Below are 21,489 nucleotides of genomic sequence, written 5' to 3' on the forward strand. Positions count from 1 at the left end.
AACGCCGATGTTGCCGCCACAGCCAAGATGTCTTTCCAACCGTCGTAGTCAAGCACTGGTCTTTCCAACCGTCGTAGTCAAGCACTGACGTCACTTGCGGTGGGGCGTGATCGGGATCGTCGTCCTCTACGCCATCTGGATCCTGCATCTGCTGCTATTTCGGGGTGACGGCTTTGCCGAATGGATCGGGCTCCTGGTCGTGGTGCAGAACATCTTCACTTCACTGTTCAACTCGCATCTGTTCGACTTCCACGAGGGCTGGATGTACGTCATCGGCGTCGGCGTCGCAGGGGGCATGGTGATCCGGGCACAACAGGCCGAGGCGAAGGTGGGGGAAGTCGGTTCCTGAGCGGTCGCGCTTCTGGCAAGTTTTGTCCGGATGGGCTATCAGCGCGGTCAGGTTGCATCTAACTGGGTTTTCATCGGTCGTCGGATGACGCGTCTTTCGCATCTCACCTTGCGCAATTTCCTGATCGCGCTCCACGACCTGCTGGCGACCACGGCGGCGCTTTTTGCCGCCATCTATTTGCGATTCGAGGGGGGCGACGGCTTCTTCGACCGCTTGCCGCTGCTGTTCCAGATCCTGCCCTATTTTCTCGCCTTCGGCGTCGTCGTGTTCTTCGTCTTCAATCTGACCACGACGAAATGGCGCTTCATCTCGCTGCCTGACGCGCTGAACATCATCCGCGTCGCGACCGTGCTGACGGTCGCCCTGCTCGTGCTCGACTATATCTTCGTCGCTCCCAACGTCCGCGGCGCCTTCTTCCTCGGCAAGGTGACGATCGTCCTCTACTGGTTTCTCGAGATTTTCTTTCTCAGTGCGCTGCGCATGGCCTATCGATACTTCCGCTATACGCGGGTGCGCCGTCATGCGCGCAGCGACGAAGCCGCCCCGACGCTGCTGATCGGCCGCGCCGCGGATGCCGAGGTGCTGCTGCGCGGCATCGAGAGCGGGGCGATCAAGCGCATCTGGCCGGTTGGCGTGCTATCGCCGTCGAGCTCCGATCGCGGCCAGTTTATCCGCAACGTGCCAGTCCTGGGCGGCGTCGACGACGTCGAGGACGTCATCGCCGACTTCGCCAAGCGCAACAAGCCGATCGCGCGGCTCGTCATGACGCCGTCGGCATTCGAGCCGGACGCGCATCCGGAATCGATCCTGATGCGGGCGCGCAAATTGGGTGTGATCGTCAATCGGATGCCCTCGCTCGAGAGCGGCGACACGCCGCGGCTTACGGCGGTCGCCGTCGAGGACCTCCTGCTGCGGCCTAGCGAGAAGATCGATTATGCGCGCCTGGAAGCGCTCATCAACGGCAAGGCGGTAATTGTCACCGGCGGCGGCGGCTCGATCGGTTCGGAGATCTGCGAGCGCGTCGTGGCGTTCGGCGCCGCGCGGCTCCTGATCGTGGAGAACTCGGAGCCGGCGCTCTACGCGATCACGGAATCGCTTGCCGCGCGGGAGGCGGCTGCCGAGGTCGAAGGGCGGATCGCCGACATTCGCGACCGCGAGCGCATCATGCGCCTGATGGCGGAGTTCAAGCCGGACATCGTGTTCCACGCCGCGGCGCTCAAGCACGTCCCGATCCTCGAACGCGACTGGAGCGAAGGCGTCAAGACCAACATCTTCGGCTCGATCAACGTGGCGGATGCCGCCGTTGCGGCCGGTGCCGAGGCGATGGTGATGATCTCGACCGACAAGGCGATCGAGCCGGTGTCGATGCTCGGCCTGACCAAGCGCTTTGCAGAGATGTACTGTCAGGCGCTGGATCACGACCTCGCAGCCGGAGTGCGCGGGGCCAAGCCGCCGATGCGGTTGATCTCGGTCCGGTTCGGCAACGTGCTGGCCTCGAACGGCTCGGTGGTGCCGAAGTTCAAGGCCCAGATCGAGGCCGGCGGACCGGTGACCGTGACCCATCCCGACATGGTCCGCTACTTCATGACCATCCGCGAGGCCTGCGATCTCGTCATCACCGCGGCCACGCATGCGCTCGGAACGCAGCGTCCCGACGTCTCGGTCTACGTCCTCAACATGGGACAGCCGGTGAAGATCGTCGATCTCGCCGAGCGCATGATCCGTCTGTCCGGACTGCAACCCGGCTACGACATCGAGATCGTGTTCACCGGCATGCGGGCGGGCGAACGGCTGCACGAGATCCTGTTCGCCTCGGAAGAGCCGACCCGGGAAATCGGCGTTGCCGGAATCATGGCCGCCCAGCCGAACGAACCGCCGATGCAGACGCTGCGCAAGTGGATCGCGGCGCTGGAGCAGGCGATCGCGCGCGACGATCGCGCCACCATCAGAACCATCCTGAAGGATGCGGTGCCCGAATTCGGGTCAACCGCGGCAGGAAAGGTGCTTTCCGCCTGGAGATCGATGCAGACGCTGCGCAAGTGGATCGCGCGATGCAGACGCTGCGCAAGTGGATCGCGGCGCTGGAGCAGGCGATCGCGCGCGACGATCGCGCCACCATCAGAACCATCCTGAAGGATGCGGTGCCCGAATTCGGGTCAACCGCGGCCTGACCATGCAACCCCGAGGCAAGATCGTCGTCGCGAGCCAGCATTACCCGCCTGACCCGAGCACCACAGCGGCGATCATGGCCGAGATCGCCTGCCGCCTGTCGGCGGAGCACGAGGTCGTCGTTCTCTCGGGCTCGCCGGGTGCATTGCCGGCCGCGCAGACCGGCCCCGGCAAGCCGCGCGTCGTCGCGATCAGGAACCGGATGGCGGGCAAGGCGGCGCTGGTGCGGCGCGGCGCTTCCGAGCTCCTGTTCGCGGGCCGCACGTTCTTCGCATTGGTGCGGGAATTGAGGCGAGGGGACGTGGTGCTCACGGTCACTGCGCCGTTCATGCTGCCCTATGCGGTGGCGGCGGCAGCAAGGGTCAAGGGCGCGCGCTCGGCGTTGATCATGCACGACCTCTTTCCCGACGTGCTGGTGATGGCGGGTCTGTTGAAACCAGGCTCGGTCGTCACGCGGACGATGCGCGCCGCCAACAGCCTGATGTTCCGCGCGCTCAACGCCGTCATCACCATAGGGCGAGATGCGGAGCGGCCGCTGCTCAGCTATTCCGGGATGAGGCGCAGCAAGATTCGTTTCATCCCGAACTGGGCGACGCTCGCGCCCGCGCCGCGGCCCGTCAGCGCGGACAATCCATTCCGCAAGTCGATTCCGGCGCGCTTCATCGTGGGGCTATCGGGCAATCTCGGCTTCACCCATGATCCGGACGTCGTGTTCGAGGCGGCGCGGCTCCTGCAGGAGGAGGCGGACATTCACTTCCTGCTGTCCGGCTGGGGCATCGGTTTCGAGCGGCTGAAGCAGTTGCAGGCGACGGCGAACCTCTCCAATGTCTCCTTCGTCGGGCGTGTCGAGGATTCCGAGCTCGAAGCGTTTCTCGCTTCCGCCGATGTCTGGATCATTCCGTACCGGAAGGACGTGGCGGGAGTGTCCGTGCCGAGCCGGTTCTACAATCTGCTGGCGGTGGGGCGCCCCGTGGTGCTGGTGTCCGAGCCGGAGGCCGAGGCCGCCTTGACGGTCGCGGAGAGCAGGCTCGGCTGGGTCGTGCCGCCAGGCCGTGCCGATCGGCTCGCCGAAGCGATCCGCGCCGCGTTCCGTTCCGACGACGCCACCATCGCGGTGCGCGCGGTGAAGGCGGCATCGCGTTTCGACAAGACGACGGCGATGAACGCCTATGCCGAGCTGATCGGCGAATTGTTGCGCAACCCGAACCTTTCGGAGCAGGGATGAACGAGCGTCAACCGGTCGTGCTGGTGACGGGAGCGAGCGGCTTCGTCGGTCGTCATCTCGTGCCGGCGCTGGCTCATGCCGGATGGTCGGTCCGCCGTGCGGTCCGGAGCCCGGAAGGCGCCGGCGACGAGGTCGTGATCAAATCGATCGGCCCCGAGACCGACTGGCAGGCCGCGCTGGAAGGCGTCGAGGCCGTCATCCATCTCGCCGCGCGCGTGCATCACAAGCACGAGGAGCACGCGGTCCAGCTGTACCGCAACGTCAACATCGCCGGAACGCTGCATCTGGCGCGCTCGGCGGCGACGGCCGGCGTGCGCCAGTTCATCTTCATCAGCACCGCTCTCGTTCACGGCCGCAGCAATGAGGGCCGTGCGCCGTTCAGCGAGAACGAGGTTCTGACGCCGCGCGGCCTCTACGGCATGTCCAAGGCCGCGGCCGAGGCTGGCCTGAGGACGCTGGCGCGCGACACCGATATGAAGATCACTGTGCTCAGGCCGCCGCTGGTCTATGGCACCGGAGCCAAGGGCAATTTCGCCCTGCTGACCCGTGCGATAAGCGCGGGGCTGCTGCTGCCCTTTGCGGCGATCAACAACCAGCGCGCCTTTCTGGCCGTGCAGAACCTGTCGTCGTTTATCCTGCACCGGCTCAGCCATCCCGATCCAGCGAGCAACTTCGAGATATTCCTGGTGGCCGATACCGAACAGGTCTCGACGCCCGAATTCATCAGGCGCCTGGCTACAGCGTCCGGAAAGAACGCGCGTCTGTTCGGCATGTCGCCGCGCCTGCTGTCGACGCTGCTCAATGTGATGGGTCGGCAGGACACGCAGGACAGCCTGATTGGCTCGCTCGAGCTCAACATCTCCAAGGCGCTGGCGACCGGCTGGCAGCCACAGATCTCCATCGACGAGGGGCTGCGGCACGCGCTTTCGGATCAGGACGCCTGAGCCCGCGAGAACCGCTGCAGCACGAGGGCGACCGCGCCCGCGCCTCCGAACAAGGCAACGATCGTGATCGTGATCGAGCCGGCGCGAACCGTGATGATGGCAAGGATTGCCAGAACGAGGTTGAGCGCGAATGTCTCCCCGACCACCCGCTCGACCGTGAACCCGTTGTCGATTGCACGCTGATAGAAGTGTGTGCGGTGTGCCGACCAGAACGGTTCGTGCCTGATGATGCGGCGAAACAGCGTAATGGTGGAGTCTGCGAGGTAATAGGCCGGCAATAGCAGCGCCGGGGCCGGCTGCCCCCGGAAGGCCAGCTCCAGCAGGCACCAGCCGAGCAAAAGGCCGATCGGCAGACTGCCGACGTCGCCCAGGAAGACCTTTGCAACGGGACGGTTGAACGGCGCAAAGCCCAGCATGGCGCCGCATAGCGCGGTGGCGATCAGCACCGCCGGCCAAGAGAGATCCCCGAGCACTCCCAGCAGCAGCAGCGCAGCGGTGACCGGCACGACTTCCGCCACCGTCATCAGGTCGAGCCCGTCCATGAAGTTGACGAGATTCACGAACCAGACGCCGGCCAGGACGATGAGGCCGCGCTCCAGCCCGAGCGGCAGAGCCGGCACGATGCGCGCGCTCTCGGGCGTTGTGAACACCACTGCGCCGACGCAGGCTGCCTGCAGCACCAGCCGCACGAGCACGGGCAGCGATACGATGTCGTCGGCAAAGCCGACCAGCGCGATCACGATGGTCGCAGCGACCAGCGCCGGCGGGATCGCGACATTGGCCGAGGCGCTCCAGATCCAGGCGACGAGGAGAGTCGCGGCAATCACCGCGATGCCAGCGCCCTGCGGGGTCGGGATGCGATGCGAGGACCGCGCATTTGGCCGTGCCAGCGCGTAGCGCTGGAGCAGGGGGCGGCTGATCCAGGTGACGAGCGCCGAGATCAGTGCGGCGATCGCGGCGGCAAGCAGCAGTGGGGCGCCGGCGAGCGCATCGGCTGCGGAGCTCACTCCGGCACTCCGATAGGGGCAGATCCTTGCGCGGCTTTCTCCGCGCTGAGGATCCAGACCAGGCCGCCGACAGCGCCGACCATGAAGAACACGGCACCGAACAGCAGCGAGACGTTGACGCCCTCGTTGGCGGAAAGTCCCGCGAAGCCGAACGCCAGGCTCATCGTGGCTTCACGCACGCCCCAGCCGGCGATCGAGATCGGCATCATGGTGATCAGCATCACCGGCGGCACCAGCAAAAAGACGTCGCTGAAGCGGACCGGGGCCGCAATCGACTGCACGACACACCAGGCGATCACGACGGCCAGCACGTGGACGAGGACCGACAGGATCGCGATGATCGGCCCGCGGGTGCGGCTGAAGATCACGCGATTGGCGATGACGGCGCAGGCGTGAATGTGATGCGTGGCCCACCAGGTCTTCAGCCAACGCCATTTCAGCGCGCCGAAAATCAGGAAGCCGACGCCGCCCGCGAGCGCCAGGAGGTCGATCAGCAGCAGTGCCGAGCGCCCGTGCGGATCGGTGATGAGAGTGTAGCTCCAGGGCAGGCTTGCGACGATCAGGATCGCGAGCGCGATCAGGCCGATGGCGCGGTCGACGAAGATCGAGTAGGTCGCCGCACGCCAGCCGGCCCCTGCGCGTGCGACCAGCCACAGCCGGACCGCATCGCCGCCGATTGCCGACGGCAGGGTCTGGTTGAAAAACGAGCCGATCACGTTGTAACGCATCGCGCGGCCGAGCTCGAGCGGCGCTCCGCAGGCGGCGCTGATCTCGCGCCAGCGCAGCACGCCGACGAAGATCTGCAGGAACGTGATCGCGATCGCCACGCCGATCCAGAACAGGCTGGTGATGGTGAAGCGCGAAAACAGTTCGGATAGATCGACCTTGCGCAGCGCCAGATACAGCAGCGCCACGGAAATCACGATTTTGGCCGTCGACAGCAGGATTCGGCGCATCTCGCCCGCATGAGGGTTTGCGAAGAATTGAGGCAACCCGACGCGAGGCGCCGAATTCGGCCGCTTTGGTATGGTCTTGGCGCCGATCTTGCAATAGCCGTCGTGTAAGGACGCCATGAGGCCGCTTATGGATGCGGCCAGCCTATTGCGACCCTGTCAAAGTGGCGGCTAAACAGGGGCCGCTAGCGATCCCAGGGAACAGGATGACGGATCAGGCAATTTTGGTCACCGGCGCGGCCGGTTTCATCGGCTTCCACGTCGCCCGCCAGCTCCTCGGCGAGGGCCGGCCTGTCGTCGGGCTTGACAATCTCAACAGCTATTATGATCCGGCGCTGAAGAAGGCGCGCCTCGAGCTGCTCAAGGGCGACTCCCGCTTCTCTTTCGTCCAGGCCGATCTCGCCGACCGCGAGACGATGGCGACCCTGTTTGCGCAACATCGTTTTGCCAAAGTCGTGCATCTGGCGGCGCAGGCCGGCGTGCGCTACTCGATCGAGCAACCGCAGGCTTACGCCGATTCCAATCTCGTCGGCTTTCTCAATGTGCTTGAGGGCTGCCGCAACAACGGCTGTCGTCATCTCGTCTACGCCTCGTCATCCTCCGTTTACGGCGCCAACACAAAACTGCCATTTGCGGTCGCGGACCGCACCGATCATCCCGTGAGCCTCTATGCGGCAACCAAGAAGGCGAACGAGGTGATGGCGCAGTCCTACAGCCATCTCTATCGCCTGCCGGTCACCGGGCTGCGCTTCTTCACCATTTACGGCCCGTGGGGCCGGCCCGACATGGCGATGTTTCTTTTCGTTAACGCCATCATGGCGGGCAAGCCGATCCGGCTGTTTAACCATGGCAAGATGCGCCGCGATTTCACCTATATCGACGATGCGACGCGTGTCGTATCGAAGCTGATCGATCTCGTCCCCGCGAATGATGCGGCTGCCGCAAATGCGCCGTCAAAGCTCTACAATGTCGGCAATCACCGCCCGGAGGAACTGATGCATGTCATCGGTCTTCTGGAGCGGGAGCTGGGCCGGACGGCGATCAAAGAATTGCTGCCGATGCAGCCGGGAGATGTGCTGGAAACGTTCGCGGATGTCGAGGATTTGATGCGCGATACCGGCTTTGCACCGTCAACGCCGATCGAGCATGGGGTCCATAATTTCGTCACCTGGTATCGGGACTACTTCAAGGTTTGAGATCACGATGGACAAACGCATAATCCCCCTGATCATGTGCGGCGGTGCCGGCACTCGGCTGTGGCCCGCCTCGCGCGAGGTGCGCCCGAAGCAATTCCTGCCGCTGTTCGGCACGCGCTCGACGTTCCAGGACACACTGCTGCGCGTGTCCGATCCGCAGCTGTTCGATCGTCCTATTGTCATCACCAATGCGTCCTATCGCTTCATGGTGCTGGAGCAACTCGCCGAGATCGGCATCGAGGCGGACGTGATCCTCGAGCCGATGCGGCGCGATTCCGGCCCCGCGATCGCCGCCGGCGCGGTGTTCGCGCAGAACCGCGCCAGTGAAGCGATCGTGCTCGCGCTCGCCGCTGACCACGTGGTGCAGGACAATGCCGCCTTCGTCGCGGCCTGCCGCGAGGGACTTGCGGCGGCGAATGCCGGGCGCATCGTCACCTTCGGCGTCAAGCCGGAGCGGCCGGCGACCGAATATGGCTACATCAATCCGGGGGAGGTGATCTCGGGCGAGGTGCATGCCGTTGCGCGCTTCGTCGAGAAGCCGGATGCGGTGAAGGCATCCGACTACGTCAATTCGGGTTATCTCTGGAACAGCGGCAACTTCATGTTCCCGGCCGCCCTGCTGCTCGATGAATATCGCAAGGTCGATGCTGCGAGCGTCGAGGCCATCACCAACGCCGTCAACCATGCCGGCCGCGATCTCGGCTTCGTGACGCTGGAGCCCGAGGCATTCGCCGCGGCAAAGGCGATCTCGATCGATTATGCGGTGATGGAGAAGACCTCGCGCGCAGCCGTGGTGCCGGTGTCCTGCGGCTGGTCCGACGTCGGCTCCTGGCACGCGGTGTGGGAGCTGTCGGAGAAGGACGCGCTGGGCAATGCTGCGCATGGCACCGCCGTGTTCGAGGACTCCCGCAACTGCAACGTCACGACGGATTCCGCGCTGGTCGCGCTCGAGGGCGTGGACGATCTCGTCGTGGTCGCGACCGCCGATGCGATCCTGGTCTCGCGCCAGAAGGATGCCAATGGTCTGAAGCGCCTGGTGACGAAGCTGAAGGCGGTCGCACCCAAGGTCACCGAGGAGCATCTCAAGGTGCACCGGCCCTGGGGCAGCTACCAGTCCGTGGACAATGGCGAGCGTCACCAGGTCAAGCGCATCGTGGTGAAGCCGGGCGGACGGCTGTCGCTGCAGAAGCATCACCATCGCGCCGAGCACTGGATCGTGGTGCGCGGTACCGCCCAGGTCACGGTCAACGAGACCGTGAAGACCGTGCACGAGAACGAGTCCATCTATATTCCGATGGGCGCCGTCCACCGGATGGAGAACCCCGGCAAGATCCAGCTGGAATTGATCGAGGTCCAGACCGGCTCTTATCTCGGGGAAGACGACATCATCCGGATTGAAGACGACTACCAAAGGTCGTAACCAGCAAACTCCGACTCATGCGACCCGGGCCGGAAGGGCGGTATCCCTTTCGGCTTAAGGCCCGGGGAACGTGTAACTTTTTGAATCAAATCGTGTCCGGGCCGCCAGCGCGCCATTCGCCACATATGTGACGCCCGTGCTAGAAGCGCGCCGGGGATTTGGGTTGAATCGGGGTTTGCTCAGATGAGTTCCAGGGGATCTGCACCGGTAAAGGCCGCCTTGCGCGTCGGCGTCATTGGTGCCGGCGTGATGGGCAGCAACCACGCGCGCGTGCTCAGCGGGCTTCCCGGCGTCACACTCGTCGGTGTCGTCGACCCCTCGCCGGCGCATCGTGCGCGGGCCATGGAACTTGCCAATTGCGAGAGCTTCGAGACGCTCGACCAGCTCGTCGCCGAAGGCGTCGATGCCGTCACCATCGCAGCGCCCACCCATCTGCATCACGAGGTCGCGCTCGCCTGCATCGCCAAGAACATCCATGTCCTGGTCGAGAAGCCGATCGCTTCGACGGTGGACGAGGGGCACGAGATCGTCGCTGCCGCGCAAAAAGCCGGTGTCACGCTGATGATCGGGCACGTCGAGCGCTTCAATCCGGCGGTCGCTGCCGTCAAGCAGGCGATCGCGGGCGAGGATATCCTCTCCATCGCGATCACGCGGGTCGGCCCGTTCCCGCCGCGCATGTCCAATGTCGGCGTCGTCATCGACCTTGCCGTGCACGACATCGATCTGATCCGCTGGTTCACCGAATCCGACATCGTCGAGGTGCAGCCGCAATTGTCGAGCGCGGTGGCCGAGCGCGAGGATATCGCGCTGTTGCAGTTCCGCACCGCCAACGGCGTGCTGGCCCACATCAACACCAACTGGCTGACGCCGTTCAAGGCGCGCAGCGTCACGGTCGCGACCCGCGGCAAATACGTGATGGGCGATCTCTTGACGCGCCAGGTCACCGAGTGCTTCGGCTTCAAGCCCGATGGCAGCTACTCGATGCGGCATCTGCCTGTCGGCCACGACGAGCCGCTGCGTGCCGAGCTGATCGCGTTCCTGAAGGCGGTGCGCCATGGCGAGACGCCGGCTGTGACGGGCGATGAAGGCGTTGCCAGCCTCGCGATCGCCACCCAGTGCCTGGAGACGCCCTCGCGTCCCGCAGCCACGTCGCCGGCTCGCAAGGCTGCTCGCCGCGTCGCCGGCTGATTCCTTCCATGTCGTCCGCTCAAACGTCACAAGGTGCCATGAACCAGCATCTGCGTTCCGAACCTATTCCCTTCATCGACGTCGCCTCGCAGCGGCGCCGGCTCGGCGCCTCGCTCGATGCAGCGGTGAAGCGCGTGATGGACCATTGCCAGTTCGTCAACGGGCCTGAGGTCTTCGAGCTGGAGAAGCAGCTGGCGGCGTATTGCGGCGCCAAGCACGTCATCGCCTGCGCCAGCGGCACCGACGCAATCCTGATGGTGATGATGGCGAAGAATTTCGGCCCCGGCGATGCCGTGCTGTGTCCGTCCTTCACCTTCATCGCGACAGCATCGCCGGTGGCGCGGACCGGCGCGACGCCTGTCTATGTCGACGTCGACGAGGCGACCTTCAACATGAGCCCGGAGTCGCTGAAGCGCGGCATCACGACAGCCCGCAAGGCGGGCCTGAAGCCCGTCGCGGTGATTCCGGTCGACCTGTTCGGCCAGCCGGCCGATCATGATGCCATCGCGGAGATCGCCAAGGCCGAGGGCCTGTTCGTGCTCGACGACGCGGCGCAAGGCTTCGGCGCGAGCTACAAGGGCCGCAAGCTCGGCACGTTCGGGCATGCCACTGCCACCAGCTTCTTCCCCGCAAAACCGCTCGGCTGCTTCGGCGATGGCGGCGCGATCTTCACCGATGAGGACGAACTCGCCGCCACCTTGCGCAGCATCCGCGTGCACGGGCAGGGCGTCGACAAATACGACAACGTGCGTCTCGGCCTGACCGGCCGGCTCGACACCATGCAGGCCGCGATCCTGATCGAGAAGCTGAAGATCTTCGATGACGAGATCGCCGCCCGCAACGAGGTCGCGGAGCGCTACGCGCGCGGGCTGTCCAATGTCGTCACTGTCCCGCGCCTCGCGCCCGGCAACACCTCGGTCTGGGCGCAGTACACCATCCGCCTGCCCAAAGGCACCGACCGCGACGGCTTCGCGGCCGCGCTGAAGGCCCAGGGCGTGCCGACCGCGATCTATTACGGCAAGTCGATGCATCAGCAGACCGCCTACAAGCACTATCCGGTCGCCGAGGGCGGCTTGCCGGGTTGCGAGAGCCTGTCGCAGGACGTCATCAGCCTGCCGATGCACGCCTATCTGACCGAAGCCGACCAGGAGCGGGTGATCGCCGCCGTCCGCGGCGCGCTCGCGGGGTGATTTGCCTCTCGCCTCTCCCGAAGGGAGAGGTCGGATCGCATCGAAGATGCGATCCGGGTGAGGGGTTACAAACTCACTGAATGCCGCAGCCCCTCACCCGGATTGCCGCGCAATCCGACCTCTCCCCGTCGGGGAGAGGTGGACACCGAGCAAGCCGCTTTTTTGATCTCAAGGTCTTTCAAAGCCTTATCGGCGGCCCGATAAGCCTCTAGAAGAGTCCGCATGCTCGGACGCATCTTTACGGTCGGTGGTTACACGCTGCTCTCGCGGCTGACGGGGTTTGTCCGCGACATCATGCTCGCGGCAATCCTCGGCGCCGGGCCGGTGGCCGACGCCTTTTTCGTGGCGCTGCGGCTGCCCAATCATTTCCGTGCGATCTTCGCCGAGGGTGCCTTCAACGCCGCCTGGGTGCCGGCCTATGCCCACGTCCATGGCGAGAAGGGGGAGGCGGCAGCAAGCCTGTTCGCCGACCGCATCTTCACGCTGCTCCTGGCCTCGCAGGTGGTGCTGTTGGTCGTTGCCTGGCTGTTCATGCCACAGGCCATGAGCATCCTGGCGCCCGGCTTTTCCGAGGACGCCGCGCAGCGCAAGCTCGCGATCGAGCTCACCCGGATCACCTTTCCCTATTTACTGCTGATCACGCTGGTGACGCTCTACGGCGGCATGCTCAACGTCATGCAGCGCTTTGCCAGCGCCGCGGCTGCCTCGATCTTCCTCAATGTCGCGATGATGATGACGCTGGCGCTGGCCGCCTGGTTTCCGACCGCGGGCCATGCGGCGGCCTGGGGCGTGCTCATCTCCGGCTTCCTGCAATATTTCCTGCTCGCCGGCGATCTCGCCCGCCATGGCGGCCTGCCGCGCTTTGCGCCCTTGAGGCTCGACGAAGACATCCGCGACTTCTTCAAGGCGCTGGGACCGGCGACGCTGGGCTCGATGGGCACCCAGGTCGCGCTGTTCGCCGACACCATCATCGCGACCTTCCTGCCCGCCGGCGCGCTGTCCGCGCTCTATTATGCCGACCGGCTCAACCAGCTCCCGATCGGCGTGATCGGCATCGCCATCGGCACGGTGCTTTTGCCGGAGATGTCGCGACGGATCACGGCGAACGACGATGACGGCGCGATGAAGGCGCAGCGCCGCGCCTTCGATTTCACGCTGCTCTTCTCGATCCCGTTCGTCGCGGCCTTCCTCACCGTGCCCGACGAGATCATGCGCGCGCTGTTCGCCCGCGGCGCCTTCTCGCAAGCCGATGCGGTCGCGGCCGGCGGCACGCTCGCGGCCTATGCCATTGGCCTGATCCCGTTCGTGCTGATCCGCAGCGCTGTCGCGACCTTCTATGCCCGCAAGGATACCGCAACGCCGGTCCGGGCGTCGCTGACCGGCATCGCCGTCAATGTCGCACTGAAGGTCGCCTTGATGGGATCGCTCGCGCAGATCGGCCTTGCGCTCGCCACCGCCGTCGGGGTCTGGACCAATCTCTTGCTGGTGCTCTTCTTCGCAGTGCGGCGAGGTTTCCTCGTGCTGGATCGCGGCTGGCTGCTGTCGCTCGGAAAATTCCTGCTGACCGGATTAGTCCTGGCTGCCGCGTTCTGGTTGATCGCGCATTTTAGCGGTCCGTTATTGGGCTCGATACACTTCCGCGATGAGCTGACGCTGGTTGTGCTCGCCGTCGGCGGCGCCATCATTTACGCGATTGCGGTCCTCGCGCTGTTCGGCCGCAATTGGGTGATCTCGCTGGTCCGTGGCTAGTTTTTGTTGCCAACCCGTTTGCCTTGCCAGTTTTTCCACGGCAATATGGCCCACAAAACAACCATGAGAACGGGAACAGAAAATGGCGGCTCCCATCAAGTTCGGCGTTGGCCAAAGCGTGCTGCGCAAGGAGGATGACGCGCTCATCCGCGGCAAGGGCCGCTACACCGATGATTTTGCGCCGCAGGCCGCGCTTCGCTGCCTGGTGCTGCGCTCGCCGCATGCGCATGCCACATACACCATCGATGCGAGCCGCGCACGCAGCTTGCCGGGCGTCGCGCTGATCCTGACCGCCGAGGACGTCAAGGATCTCGGCAACCTGCCGTGCCTGTTCAATCTCGAGACCGATCCGTTCACCGGCCCGCCTTACCCGATCCTGGCCAAGGACGAGGTGCGCCATGTCGGCGATGCCGTCGCCTTCGTGGTCGCCGAGACCATCGACCAGGCCCGTGACGCCATCGAGGCGATCGACGTCAAATGGTCGCCGCTGCCGGCAGTGACCGGCGTCGTCAACGCGGTGAAGAAGGGCGCGCCGCAGGTCTGGCCGGACAAGCCGGGCAACGTGCTGTTCGACGTCTCGATCGGCGACAAGGCGGCGACGGAAGCTGCCTTCGCCAAGGCGCATGCGGTGGCCGAGATCTCGATCGTCAATCCGCGCGTCGTCGCAAGCTTCCTGGAGACGCGCGCGGCGGTGTGCGAATACGACGCCAAGCGTGACCATCTGACGCTGACGGTCGGCAGCCAGGGCAGCCATCGGCTGCGCGACATCCTCTGCCAGAACGTGCTCAACATCCCCACCGACAAGATGCGGGTGATCTGCCCCGACGTGGGCGGCGGTTTTGGCACGAAACTGTTTCCGTACCGGGAATACGCCCTGATGGCGGTCGCGGCGCGGCAGCTGAAGAAGGCGGTGAAGTGGGCGGCCGATCGCACCGAGCATTTCATGGGCGATGCGCAGGGCCGCGACAACGTCACCACAGCCAAGATGGCGCTGGCCGAGGACGGCAAGTTCCTGGCGATGGACTGCGACCTGATGGGCGACATGGGCGCGTATCTGTCGACCTTCGGGCCCTACATCCCGCATGGGGGCGCCGGCATGCTGCCGGGGCTTTACGACATTCAGGCATTCCACTGCCGGGTGCGCACTATCTTCACCAACAGCGTGCCGGTCGATGCCTATCGCGGCGCGGGCCGGCCGGAGGCCGCCTACGTGATCGAACGTCTGGTTGATGCCTGCGCGCGAAAGCTCGACATGACGCCGGACGCGATCCGCCGCAAGAACTTCATCCAGCCGAAGGCTCTGCCGTACAAGACCGCGACCGGCAAGGTCTACGATTCCGGCGATTTCGCCGCGCATCTGAAGCGCGCGATGGAGATCGCCGAGTGGAAGGAGTTTCCCAAGCGCGCGAAACTCGCCAAGAAGCATGGCCTGATCCGCGGCATCGGCCTTGCGAGCTATGTCGAGGTGTGTGGCACCATGGGCGAGGAGACCGCGAATGTGCGGCTCGATCCCAATGGCGACGTCACCGTGCTGATCGGCACGCAGTCGAGCGGGCAGGGTCACCAGACCGCCTATGCGCAGATCGTCGCCGAGCAGTTCGGCGTTGCGCCCGAGCGCGTCCATATCCACCAGGGCGACACCGACGAGATCGCGACCGGTCTCGGGACCGGCGGCTCCGCTTCGATCCCCTCGGGCGGCGTCAGCGTCGAACGCGCCACGCGCGAACTCGGTTCGAGGCTGAAGGAGATTGCGGCGCAGGCGCTGGAAGCGAGCGCCGGCGACCTCGAAATCTCCGAAGGCGTGATCCGCATCGCCGGTACCGACCGCTCAATCTCCTTCGCCGATCTCGCCAAGCGGCCCGGCGTGGATCCGTCGAAGCTCAACGGCAGCGCGACGTTCGCCAGCGCCGACGGCACCTATCCCAACGGCACCCATGTCGCGGAAGTCGAGATCGATCCGGCCACCGGCATCATCAAGATCGTCAACTATGTGATCGTCGACGACTTCGGCAAGACGCTCAATCCGCTGCTTCTGGCCGGACAGGTGCATGGCGGCGCCATGCAGGGCATCGGTCAGGCGCTGATGGAGCAGGTGGTGTATGGCGCCACAGACGGCCAGCTCATCACCGCAACCTTCATGGACTACGCGCTGCCGCGCGCGGCGGACGGGCCGGCTTTCGTGTTCGAGACCAACAACATCCCCTGCAAGACCAATCCGATGGGCGTGAAGGGGGCAGGCGAAGCCGGGGCGATCGGCTCCTGTCCGGCCGTCGTCAACGCCATCATCGATGCGCTGTGGCGCGAATACAAGATCGACCACATCGACATGCCGGCCACTCCGGAGCGGGTGTGGATCGCAATCCACGAGCACCATCGCCGTCACAGCCTGTGATCCCCAATCAAACGCGGAAAGTTCGGGACACCATATTCGACAGCGATCCAATGCGTGACGATCCGCCGCCGCGCTTTGGATGGAATGAAATCTGCCGGGCGGTGTTAGTCCATTGAGGGGTCGGCACGATCCTGCATCAGGAGAAGGGATGTTTCGAATGAAGCGAGTGTTGGTCGTTGGGGGCGCGCTGTTGCTCGGCATGGGCGCCGTTTGGGCGCAACAGGACTCCGTCAAGGAGGTCCAAAGCCTGATGAAGGGCAACGGCAAGAACGCCGGGGCGATGTCGGCGATGGTCAAGGGCGAGAAGCCCTACGACCAGGCCACCGTGGACAGCGCGCTCGCGCAGTTCGAGGATACCGCCAAGAAGCTGCCGAACCTGTTTCCGGCCAGCGCCAAGGGCGTGAAGCTCGATGGCGATTACTCGACCTCGCCCAAGGTCTGGGAGGACAGGGCCGGCTTCGATGCGAAAATCGCGAGTTTTGCCAAGGTCGTCGGCGAAGCCAAGACCAAGATCAAGGACCTCGATTCGCTCAAGGCAACGATGCCTGCCATCGGCAGGGAATGCGGCGGCTGCCACGAGACCTACCGCATCAAGAACGGCTGAGGCGGGAAGCTTTGTAGCCCGGATGGAGCGCAAGCGAAATCCGGGGGGCCATCCGAGTTGATAGTTCGTCCCGGATTGCGCTCCGCTCCATCCGGGCTACTGGGATCAGCCGGCTATCGGAATCGAGAAGGGCGGTTGCGAAAGCAGCCGCTCTTTTTCCGTCTGCAAGGTCTGACGGACCGCCGTCCGAGCAGTTATCTTCGCAGCAACGGCCGTGGCGTTGATGCGAGTCGGCACGCCTCCTTCCCGACTGCCTCGTGACGTCAGGAGTTCCAACCCGCGGCGATCACCTCCATCAGGACAAGCGAGACAGGCCATGGCGAAACCGTTCCCCTCGAAGACCCACATCGGCAACCATATGCTGCATCCTGAGACCTTGATGCTGACCTATGGCTATGATCCGCAATTGTCGGAAGGCGCCATCAAGCCGCCGGTATTCCTGACCTCCACCTTCGTGTTCAAGACGGCCGAGGATGGCCAGGATTTCTTCGACTACGTCGCGGGCCGCCGCGAGCCGCCCGAAGGCATGGGCGCGGGCCTCGTCTATTCGCGCTTCAATCATCCAAACAGCGAAATCGTCGAGGACAGGCTCGCGATCTACGAGCGGACCGAGAGTTGTGCGCTGTTCTCCTCCGGCATGGCGGCCATCGCAACCACGATCCTGGCGTTCGTTCGCCCCGGCGACGTCATCCTGCACTCGCAGCCGCTCTATGGCGGAACGGAAACCCTGTTGACGAACACGCTTGCGCGCCTGTCGATCGGCGCCGTCGGTTTTGCCGACGGTATCGACGAGGCGGCAGTCAAGCAGGCGTCGGAGGACGCCATGGGCAAGGGGCGGGTTTCTATGATCCTGATCGAGACGCCCGCCAATCCCACCAACGGCCTCGTGGACATCGCAATGATCCGCCGCGTCGCCGACGCGATCGGAAAGGCGCAGGGACACACACCGATCATCGCCTGCGACAATACGCTGCTCGGACCGGTGTTTCAGCGGCCGATCGAGCACGGCGCAGATCTCTCACTGTACTCGTTGACCAAATATGTCGGCGGTCATTCCGACCTGATCGCGGGTGCAGCGCTCGGCTCGAAGGCGATCATGAAGGGCGTCAAGGCGCTGCGGGGCGCGATCGGCACGCAGCTCGATCCGCATTCCTGCTGGATGATCAACCGCTCGCTCGAGACGCTGAGCCTGCGGATGGAGAAGGCCAACGTCAATGCACGCCTCGTGGCGGACTTCCTGCGCGAGCACCCGAAGGTGGCAAAGGTCCATTACCTCGGTCATCACGAGGAGGGTTCGCCGGCCGGACGTGTATTCACGAGACAATGCCTGGGGGCGGGATCCACCTTCTCCTTCGACATCGCCGGCGGCAAGGAAGCGGCAGTCAAATTCCTCAATGCGTTGCAGATCCTCAAACTGGCGGTGAGCCTTGGCGGAACCGAATCGCTGGCGAGCCTGCCTGCGACTATGACCCATTCCGGCGTTCCCGCCGACATCCGCCGCAAAATCGGCGTTCTGGATTCCACGATCCGGCTGTCGATCGGCATCGAGAACGCATCGGACCTGATCGCAGATCTCACACAGGCGCTGAACGCCGCTTGAGCGCAATCGAACGCGCTCAGAGGGCGGTGTCGTTCGTGACATTCTCCGCGCCGAACCCGTTCGGACCGCCTTCCAAGAGACCGTATTTCAGTCTATTCCCGTTCCCGGCCAGGGCGAGCTGAGTTCTTCGCGCTGGAGCCACGACGAGATCGGAATAAGTGCGCCCGCAACGAGTGAACGAGCCGCATGTTGCAACGAACAATTCTGGTGGTGCTCCTCGCTGCGATTGCCGCTGCCGGCGTCTATTGGTGGCTCAGCGCGCCGGTGGTTGCGGCCGCGAGCGCCACGCCCTCGCGCACGCCTGATCTCGCCAATGGCGAGGTGATGTTCAACGCCGGTGGCTGCGCGTCCTGCCACGCCGTTCCCAATCAGCCCGACCGTCTGAGGCTCGGCGGGGGCGTTGCGATCAAGTCGCCGTTCGGAACGTTCCACGCGCCGAACATCTCGCCGGATCCGAACGACGGCATCGGCAAATGGACGGAGGCGGATTTCGTCAACGCGGTGATGTATGGCGTCTCGCCGTCCGGGCAGCACTACTTTCCATCGTTTCCCTACACGTCCTATCAGCACGCCAGGCGCGAGGACGTGCTGGATCTCTTTGCCTATCTGAAAACGCTGCCGGCGGTTGCGGGCAAGGTGCGCGACCACGACCTCGGCTTTCCCTTTCACATCCGCCGCAATGTCGGGATCTGGAAACGCCTGTTCATGGACGACAGGCCATTCGTTGCCGACGGTAGCAAGTCGCCGCAATGGAATCGCGGCGCCTATCTCGTCAACAGCTTTGGCCATTGCGCCGAGTGCCACAGCCCGCGCAATGCGCTGGGCGGCATCATCGCAAGCCAGCGCTTTGCCGGCGGTCCTAATCCTGAAGGCGAGGGATGGGTGCCGAACATCACCCAGAAGCGCCTTGGCGAGTGGAGCGTGAAGGACCTCGCCTATTTCCTGAAGACCGGCGAACTGCCGGATGGCGACAGCGTCGGCGGTTCGATGACGCGTGTGATCAAGAATACCTCGCAATTGCCGGAGGCGGACCTGGCGGCGATGGCGGAGTATCTCAAGTCGCTGTCGCCGGCGGAGGGGCCGCCCCGGCCGGCACGCAAGGAGGGGAGCTAGGGCGGCAGCGCTAGCCGGTACCGAACGCCTTGAACGTGATGATGGTGAGGGTGTCCTGGATGCCCGGCAGCACCTGCACCTTCTCGTTGACGAAATGACCGATGTCGGTGTCCTTGTCGACGTAGAACTTCACCAGGAGGTCGTACTGGCCGGCCGTGGAGTAGATCTCGGAGGCGATCTCGGCCTCGGCAAGCGCATTGGCCACCGTATAAGACTGGCCGAGCTTGCACTTGATCTGAACGAAGAAGGGAACCATCGCGAGCACTCCGAAAGCCTACCTGGCGGCCAATAGGCCAAACCCGGCCGGATTTAGCAAGCGGCGGGCCGACGGCACAAGCCGCCAGATGCGAGCTCGAGCTTGGCTAGGTGGCAACGGCTGCCACGACCAATGCGTCCCTGAGCCGCTGGGCAAGCTCGACCTTGCGGTAGGGCTTGGTCAGCACGATCGCTTGCGCCTGCGCGCGGCCCTGCTCGACCAGGGTCTCCAGCGCGTAGCCGGAGGTGAAAAGGACCGGCAGACCGGGACGAACCCGCCGCGCCTGATCGGCGAGCTCCCAGCCGCTCATGCCACCGGGCATCACGATGTCAGTGAACAGCAGGTCGATGCTGGGATCGCTCCGCAGTTGCTGCAGGGCATCCTTGCCGTTGACCGCGGCAACGACGCGATATCCGAGAGCTTCCACCCTGCGAATGACGGAGGAGCGGACGAACGGATCGTCCTCGACGATCAGGATCGTCTCGTAGCCTCGCGGCGCCGTGTCCTCGCCTTCGGGAAGATCGACGTGTGATTGTCCGGTGCTGGCGCGAGGCAGGTAGATCCTGACCGTAGTCCCGAGGCCCGCCTCGCTGTAGATCGAGACATGGCCGCCTGATTGCTTTGCGAAGCCGTAGACCATGCTGAGGCCGAGGCCCGAGCCCTTGCCGACCTCCTTGGTGGTGAAGAACGGCTCGAAGGCGCGTTCGATGACATCGGGCGTCATGCCTTCGCCGTCGTCGGCGACCGAGATCAAAGCGTAGCTGCCGGGTACGACTTCGGGATGGAGGGCACGGTAATCGTCGTCGATCGCAGCCAACTCCGTGCTCAGCGTCAGATGTCCCCCTGATGGCATGGCATCCTGCGCGTTGAGCGCGAGATTCAGCACGGCGGATTCGAGCTGGCTGCGGTCGGCAAAGGCGAGGACCGTGCCGTGTCCGGAGGTCGTCCTGATCTCGATGTTTTCGCGCAACGTTCGCTTGAGCAGCTTGAACATGGAATCGAGCAGGCTCCGGCAGTCAATCGATTGAGGCTGGAGCAGCTGGCGGCGGCTGAATGCGAGCAGCCGCTGCGTCAGCTCGGCGCCGCGCTCCCCTGACTGGCAGATGTCGTCGGCAAAGCGCCGCAGCTCCGGCCGCTCCTTGAGCTGCTCGCCGAGGTGCTCGGCATTGCCGATGATCACGGTCAGGAGATTGTTGAAGTCGTGCGCGATACCGCCGGAGAGCTGGCCGACCGTCTCCATCTTCTGCGCCTGCTGAAGCTGCTGCTCGGTCAGCTTGCGCGCGGTCAGGTCGTGGACGATGCCGACGAAGATCAGTTCGCCGTCCTGCCTGGCCTGGCCCACCGAGAGGTCCATCGGAAAGGTCGAGCCATCCTTACGCCGGGCGATGGCCTCGCCGCCGGTCGCGAAATGTCTCGCGCGGCTGTCGGGCGTTGCTTCCGCCTCTGGCATCAGCATGGAGACGTTCCGGTTCATCACCTCGTCGGCGCGGTAGCCGAACAAGCGCTCGCAGGCCGGATTGAACAGCAGGATACGGTCATGCGCATCGAACAGGATGACACCGTCAACCGCGGTCTCCACGATCGCGGTGAGGCGCGCGACACTGGCGCGCAGCGCGCGTTGGGCGTCGCTGACTTGCTGAAGCAGGAGCGCGGCGTCGCGGCTCTTGATCTCCTCTTCCTCGAGCGCCGCCTTGACCTGCCGAAGCTCGAACGGTGATGGAATGGTCAGGACCCTCGGCAGCAGTGGCCAGAGCGCGGCGGCGGTGAAGACCGACGCGACCGCCGTGGCCGCCTTGACCATGCCCTCGACGCCATAGACCGGAACCCAGAGCGTGTAGATCGACAGCACATGGCTGAGGCCGCAAGCCATGATGAAGATCGCGAACGCCCAGTAGACCCAGCCGAACTTGAGGTCCCGGCGCTTGATGACCAGTATCGCGAGGGCAAACGGAATCGAGAAATAGGCAGCGGCAATGCAGGCGTCGGAAACGACGTGGAGCCAGATCAACTCCGGGTCCCACAGCAGGCAGATGCCGTGCGGCGACAGCATGGACGAGTCGAGGAGACGTTCGAAAAAGGCCCACATCGTTCCACCCCAAGTTCCTGTTTCAGGTGGCTTGCGGGCCGGAGCGGC

15 protein-coding genes and 2 pseudogenes are annotated in these 21,489 nt (G+C 64.6%); 13 read left to right on the forward strand and 4 right to left on the reverse strand.

Going from position 1 to position 21,489, the window contains the following annotated elements; genetic code table 11:
• Positions 1-94: 94 nt before the first annotated feature.
• The 4 genes and pseudogenes from ASG57_RS22165 to ASG57_RS22180 form a co-directional block, all read left to right on the forward strand.
• A pseudogene (locus tag ASG57_RS22165) lies at positions 95-349 on the forward strand (O-antigen ligase family protein); the annotation flags it as partial.
• Between the two features lie 84 nt (positions 350-433).
• Positions 434-2,344: pseudogene (locus tag ASG57_RS22170) on the forward strand (SDR family NAD(P)-dependent oxidoreductase); the annotation flags it as partial.
• A 178-nt stretch (positions 2,345-2,522) separates the two neighbouring features.
• Positions 2,523-3,743 (forward strand): glycosyltransferase family 4 protein, encoded by a 1,221-nt coding sequence (locus tag ASG57_RS22175; protein WP_057197503.1) that lies wholly within the window; start codon positions 2,523-2,525, stop codon positions 3,741-3,743.
• The gene (locus tag ASG57_RS22180) at positions 3,740-4,687 is read left to right on the forward strand and encodes an NAD-dependent epimerase/dehydratase family protein (RefSeq protein WP_057197505.1); all 948 of its coding nucleotides are present in this window, start codon (positions 3,740-3,742) and stop codon (positions 4,685-4,687) included. Before ASG57_RS22175 ends, ASG57_RS22180 begins: the two co-directional genes overlap by 4 nt.
• On the opposite strand, the gene ASG57_RS22185 is transcribed toward ASG57_RS22180, so the two are convergent.
• Both ASG57_RS22185 and ASG57_RS22190 read right to left on the reverse strand, forming a co-directional pair.
• Positions 4,675-5,694, reverse strand: a complete 1,020-nt coding sequence (locus tag ASG57_RS22185) for an MraY family glycosyltransferase (RefSeq protein WP_057197507.1) — start codon at positions 5,692-5,694, stop codon at positions 4,675-4,677. The genes ASG57_RS22180 and ASG57_RS22185 overlap by 13 nt on opposite strands.
• Positions 5,691-6,650, reverse strand: coding sequence for a lysylphosphatidylglycerol synthase transmembrane domain-containing protein (locus ASG57_RS22190; RefSeq protein WP_024342906.1), 960 nt, complete (start codon positions 6,648-6,650; stop codon positions 5,691-5,693). The genes ASG57_RS22185 and ASG57_RS22190 overlap by 4 nt, the downstream gene beginning before the upstream one ends.
• 203 nt (positions 6,651-6,853) lie before the next feature.
• Between ASG57_RS22190 and ASG57_RS22195 the strand changes: the two genes are divergently transcribed.
• The 9 genes from ASG57_RS22195 to ASG57_RS22235 all read left to right on the forward strand — a co-directional run bounded on the left by ASG57_RS22195 (position 6,854) and on the right by ASG57_RS22235 (position 19,099).
• The gene (locus ASG57_RS22195; protein ID WP_057197509.1) at positions 6,854-7,843 is read left to right on the forward strand and encodes an SDR family NAD(P)-dependent oxidoreductase; all 990 of its coding nucleotides are present in this window, start codon (positions 6,854-6,856) and stop codon (positions 7,841-7,843) included.
• A 7-nt stretch (positions 7,844-7,850) separates the two neighbouring features.
• Positions 7,851-9,263: a mannose-1-phosphate guanylyltransferase/mannose-6-phosphate isomerase gene (locus tag ASG57_RS22200; protein ID WP_024342908.1), complete on the forward strand. Its 1,413-nt coding sequence runs from the start codon at positions 7,851-7,853 to the stop codon at positions 9,261-9,263.
• A 183-nt stretch (positions 9,264-9,446) separates the two neighbouring features.
• A complete protein-coding gene (locus tag ASG57_RS22205; protein WP_057197511.1) occupies positions 9,447-10,451 on the forward strand; it encodes a Gfo/Idh/MocA family protein in 1,005 nt (334 codons plus the stop codon).
• Positions 10,452-10,489: 38 nt separating this feature from the next.
• Positions 10,490-11,641, forward strand: coding sequence for a DegT/DnrJ/EryC1/StrS family aminotransferase (locus ASG57_RS22210; RefSeq protein WP_057197513.1), 1,152 nt, complete (start codon positions 10,490-10,492; stop codon positions 11,639-11,641).
• Positions 11,642-11,863: 222 nt separating this feature from the next.
• A complete protein-coding gene (gene murJ / locus ASG57_RS22215) occupies positions 11,864-13,390 on the forward strand; it encodes a murein biosynthesis integral membrane protein MurJ (protein WP_057197514.1) in 1,527 nt (508 codons plus the stop codon).
• 82 nt (positions 13,391-13,472) lie between these two features.
• Positions 13,473-15,782 carry a xanthine dehydrogenase family protein molybdopterin-binding subunit gene (locus ASG57_RS22220; RefSeq protein WP_057197516.1) on the forward strand — a complete coding sequence of 770 codons (2,310 nt, stop codon included), beginning with the start codon at positions 13,473-13,475 and terminating at the stop codon, positions 15,780-15,782.
• 157 nt (positions 15,783-15,939) lie between these two features.
• Positions 15,940-16,386 carry a c-type cytochrome gene (locus tag ASG57_RS22225; protein WP_057197518.1) on the forward strand — a complete coding sequence of 149 codons (447 nt, stop codon included), beginning with the start codon at positions 15,940-15,942 and terminating at the stop codon, positions 16,384-16,386.
• A gap of 316 nt (positions 16,387-16,702) precedes the next feature.
• Positions 16,703-17,986: a cystathionine gamma-synthase family protein gene (locus ASG57_RS22230; protein WP_024342914.1), complete on the forward strand. Its 1,284-nt coding sequence runs from the start codon at positions 16,703-16,705 to the stop codon at positions 17,984-17,986.
• 186 nt (positions 17,987-18,172) lie between these two features.
• On the forward strand, positions 18,173-19,099 hold the full coding sequence (locus ASG57_RS22235) for a c-type cytochrome (RefSeq protein WP_057197520.1): 927 nt from the start codon (positions 18,173-18,175) through the stop codon (positions 19,097-19,099).
• Between the two features lie 10 nt (positions 19,100-19,109).
• Here ASG57_RS22235 and ASG57_RS22240 read toward each other — a convergent pair whose 3' ends face one another.
• On the reverse strand, positions 19,110-19,355 hold the full coding sequence (locus ASG57_RS22240) for an Lrp/AsnC ligand binding domain-containing protein (protein WP_018642903.1): 246 nt from the start codon (positions 19,353-19,355) through the stop codon (positions 19,110-19,112).
• Positions 19,356-19,461: 106 nt separating this feature from the next.
• A complete protein-coding gene (locus tag ASG57_RS22245) occupies positions 19,462-21,441 on the reverse strand; it encodes a PAS domain S-box protein (RefSeq protein ID WP_057197522.1) in 1,980 nt (659 codons plus the stop codon).
• Between the last annotated feature and the right edge of the window lie 48 nt (positions 21,442-21,489).

Origin of the sequence: Bradyrhizobium sp. Leaf396 (assembly GCF_001424605.1) — a bacterium.
Classification (GTDB): Bacteria; Pseudomonadota; Alphaproteobacteria; order Rhizobiales; family Xanthobacteraceae; genus Bradyrhizobium; species Bradyrhizobium japonicum_C.

Excerpts from the sequence above, each read along its gene's own strand:
- ASG57_RS22175 (WP_057197503.1), top strand. The coding sequence starts at position 2,523 with ATGCAACCCCGAGGCAAGATCGTCGTCGCGAGCCAGCATTACCCGCCT.
- ASG57_RS22180 (WP_057197505.1), top strand. The coding sequence starts at position 3,740 with ATGAACGAGCGTCAACCGGTCGTGCTGGTGACGGGAGCGAGCGGCTTC.
- ASG57_RS22190 (WP_024342906.1), bottom strand. The coding sequence starts at position 6,650 with ATGCGCCGAATCCTGCTGTCGACGGCCAAAATCGTGATTTCCGTGGCG.
- ASG57_RS22195 (WP_057197509.1), top strand. The coding sequence starts at position 6,854 with ATGACGGATCAGGCAATTTTGGTCACCGGCGCGGCCGGTTTCATCGGC.
- ASG57_RS22200 (WP_024342908.1), top strand. The coding sequence starts at position 7,851 with ATGGACAAACGCATAATCCCCCTGATCATGTGCGGCGGTGCCGGCACT.
- ASG57_RS22205 (WP_057197511.1), top strand. The coding sequence starts at position 9,447 with ATGAGTTCCAGGGGATCTGCACCGGTAAAGGCCGCCTTGCGCGTCGGC.
- ASG57_RS22210 (WP_057197513.1), top strand. The coding sequence starts at position 10,490 with ATGAACCAGCATCTGCGTTCCGAACCTATTCCCTTCATCGACGTCGCC.
- murJ (WP_057197514.1), top strand. The coding sequence starts at position 11,864 with ATGCTCGGACGCATCTTTACGGTCGGTGGTTACACGCTGCTCTCGCGG.
- ASG57_RS22220 (WP_057197516.1), top strand. The coding sequence starts at position 13,473 with ATGGCGGCTCCCATCAAGTTCGGCGTTGGCCAAAGCGTGCTGCGCAAG.
- ASG57_RS22225 (WP_057197518.1), top strand. The coding sequence starts at position 15,940 with ATGAAGCGAGTGTTGGTCGTTGGGGGCGCGCTGTTGCTCGGCATGGGC.
- ASG57_RS22230 (WP_024342914.1), top strand. The coding sequence starts at position 16,703 with ATGGCGAAACCGTTCCCCTCGAAGACCCACATCGGCAACCATATGCTG.
- ASG57_RS22235 (WP_057197520.1), top strand. The coding sequence starts at position 18,173 with ATGTTGCAACGAACAATTCTGGTGGTGCTCCTCGCTGCGATTGCCGCT.
- ASG57_RS22240 (WP_018642903.1), bottom strand. The coding sequence starts at position 19,355 with ATGGTTCCCTTCTTCGTTCAGATCAAGTGCAAGCTCGGCCAGTCTTAT.
- ASG57_RS22245 (WP_057197522.1), bottom strand. The coding sequence starts at position 21,441 with ATGTGGGCCTTTTTCGAACGTCTCCTCGACTCGTCCATGCTGTCGCCG.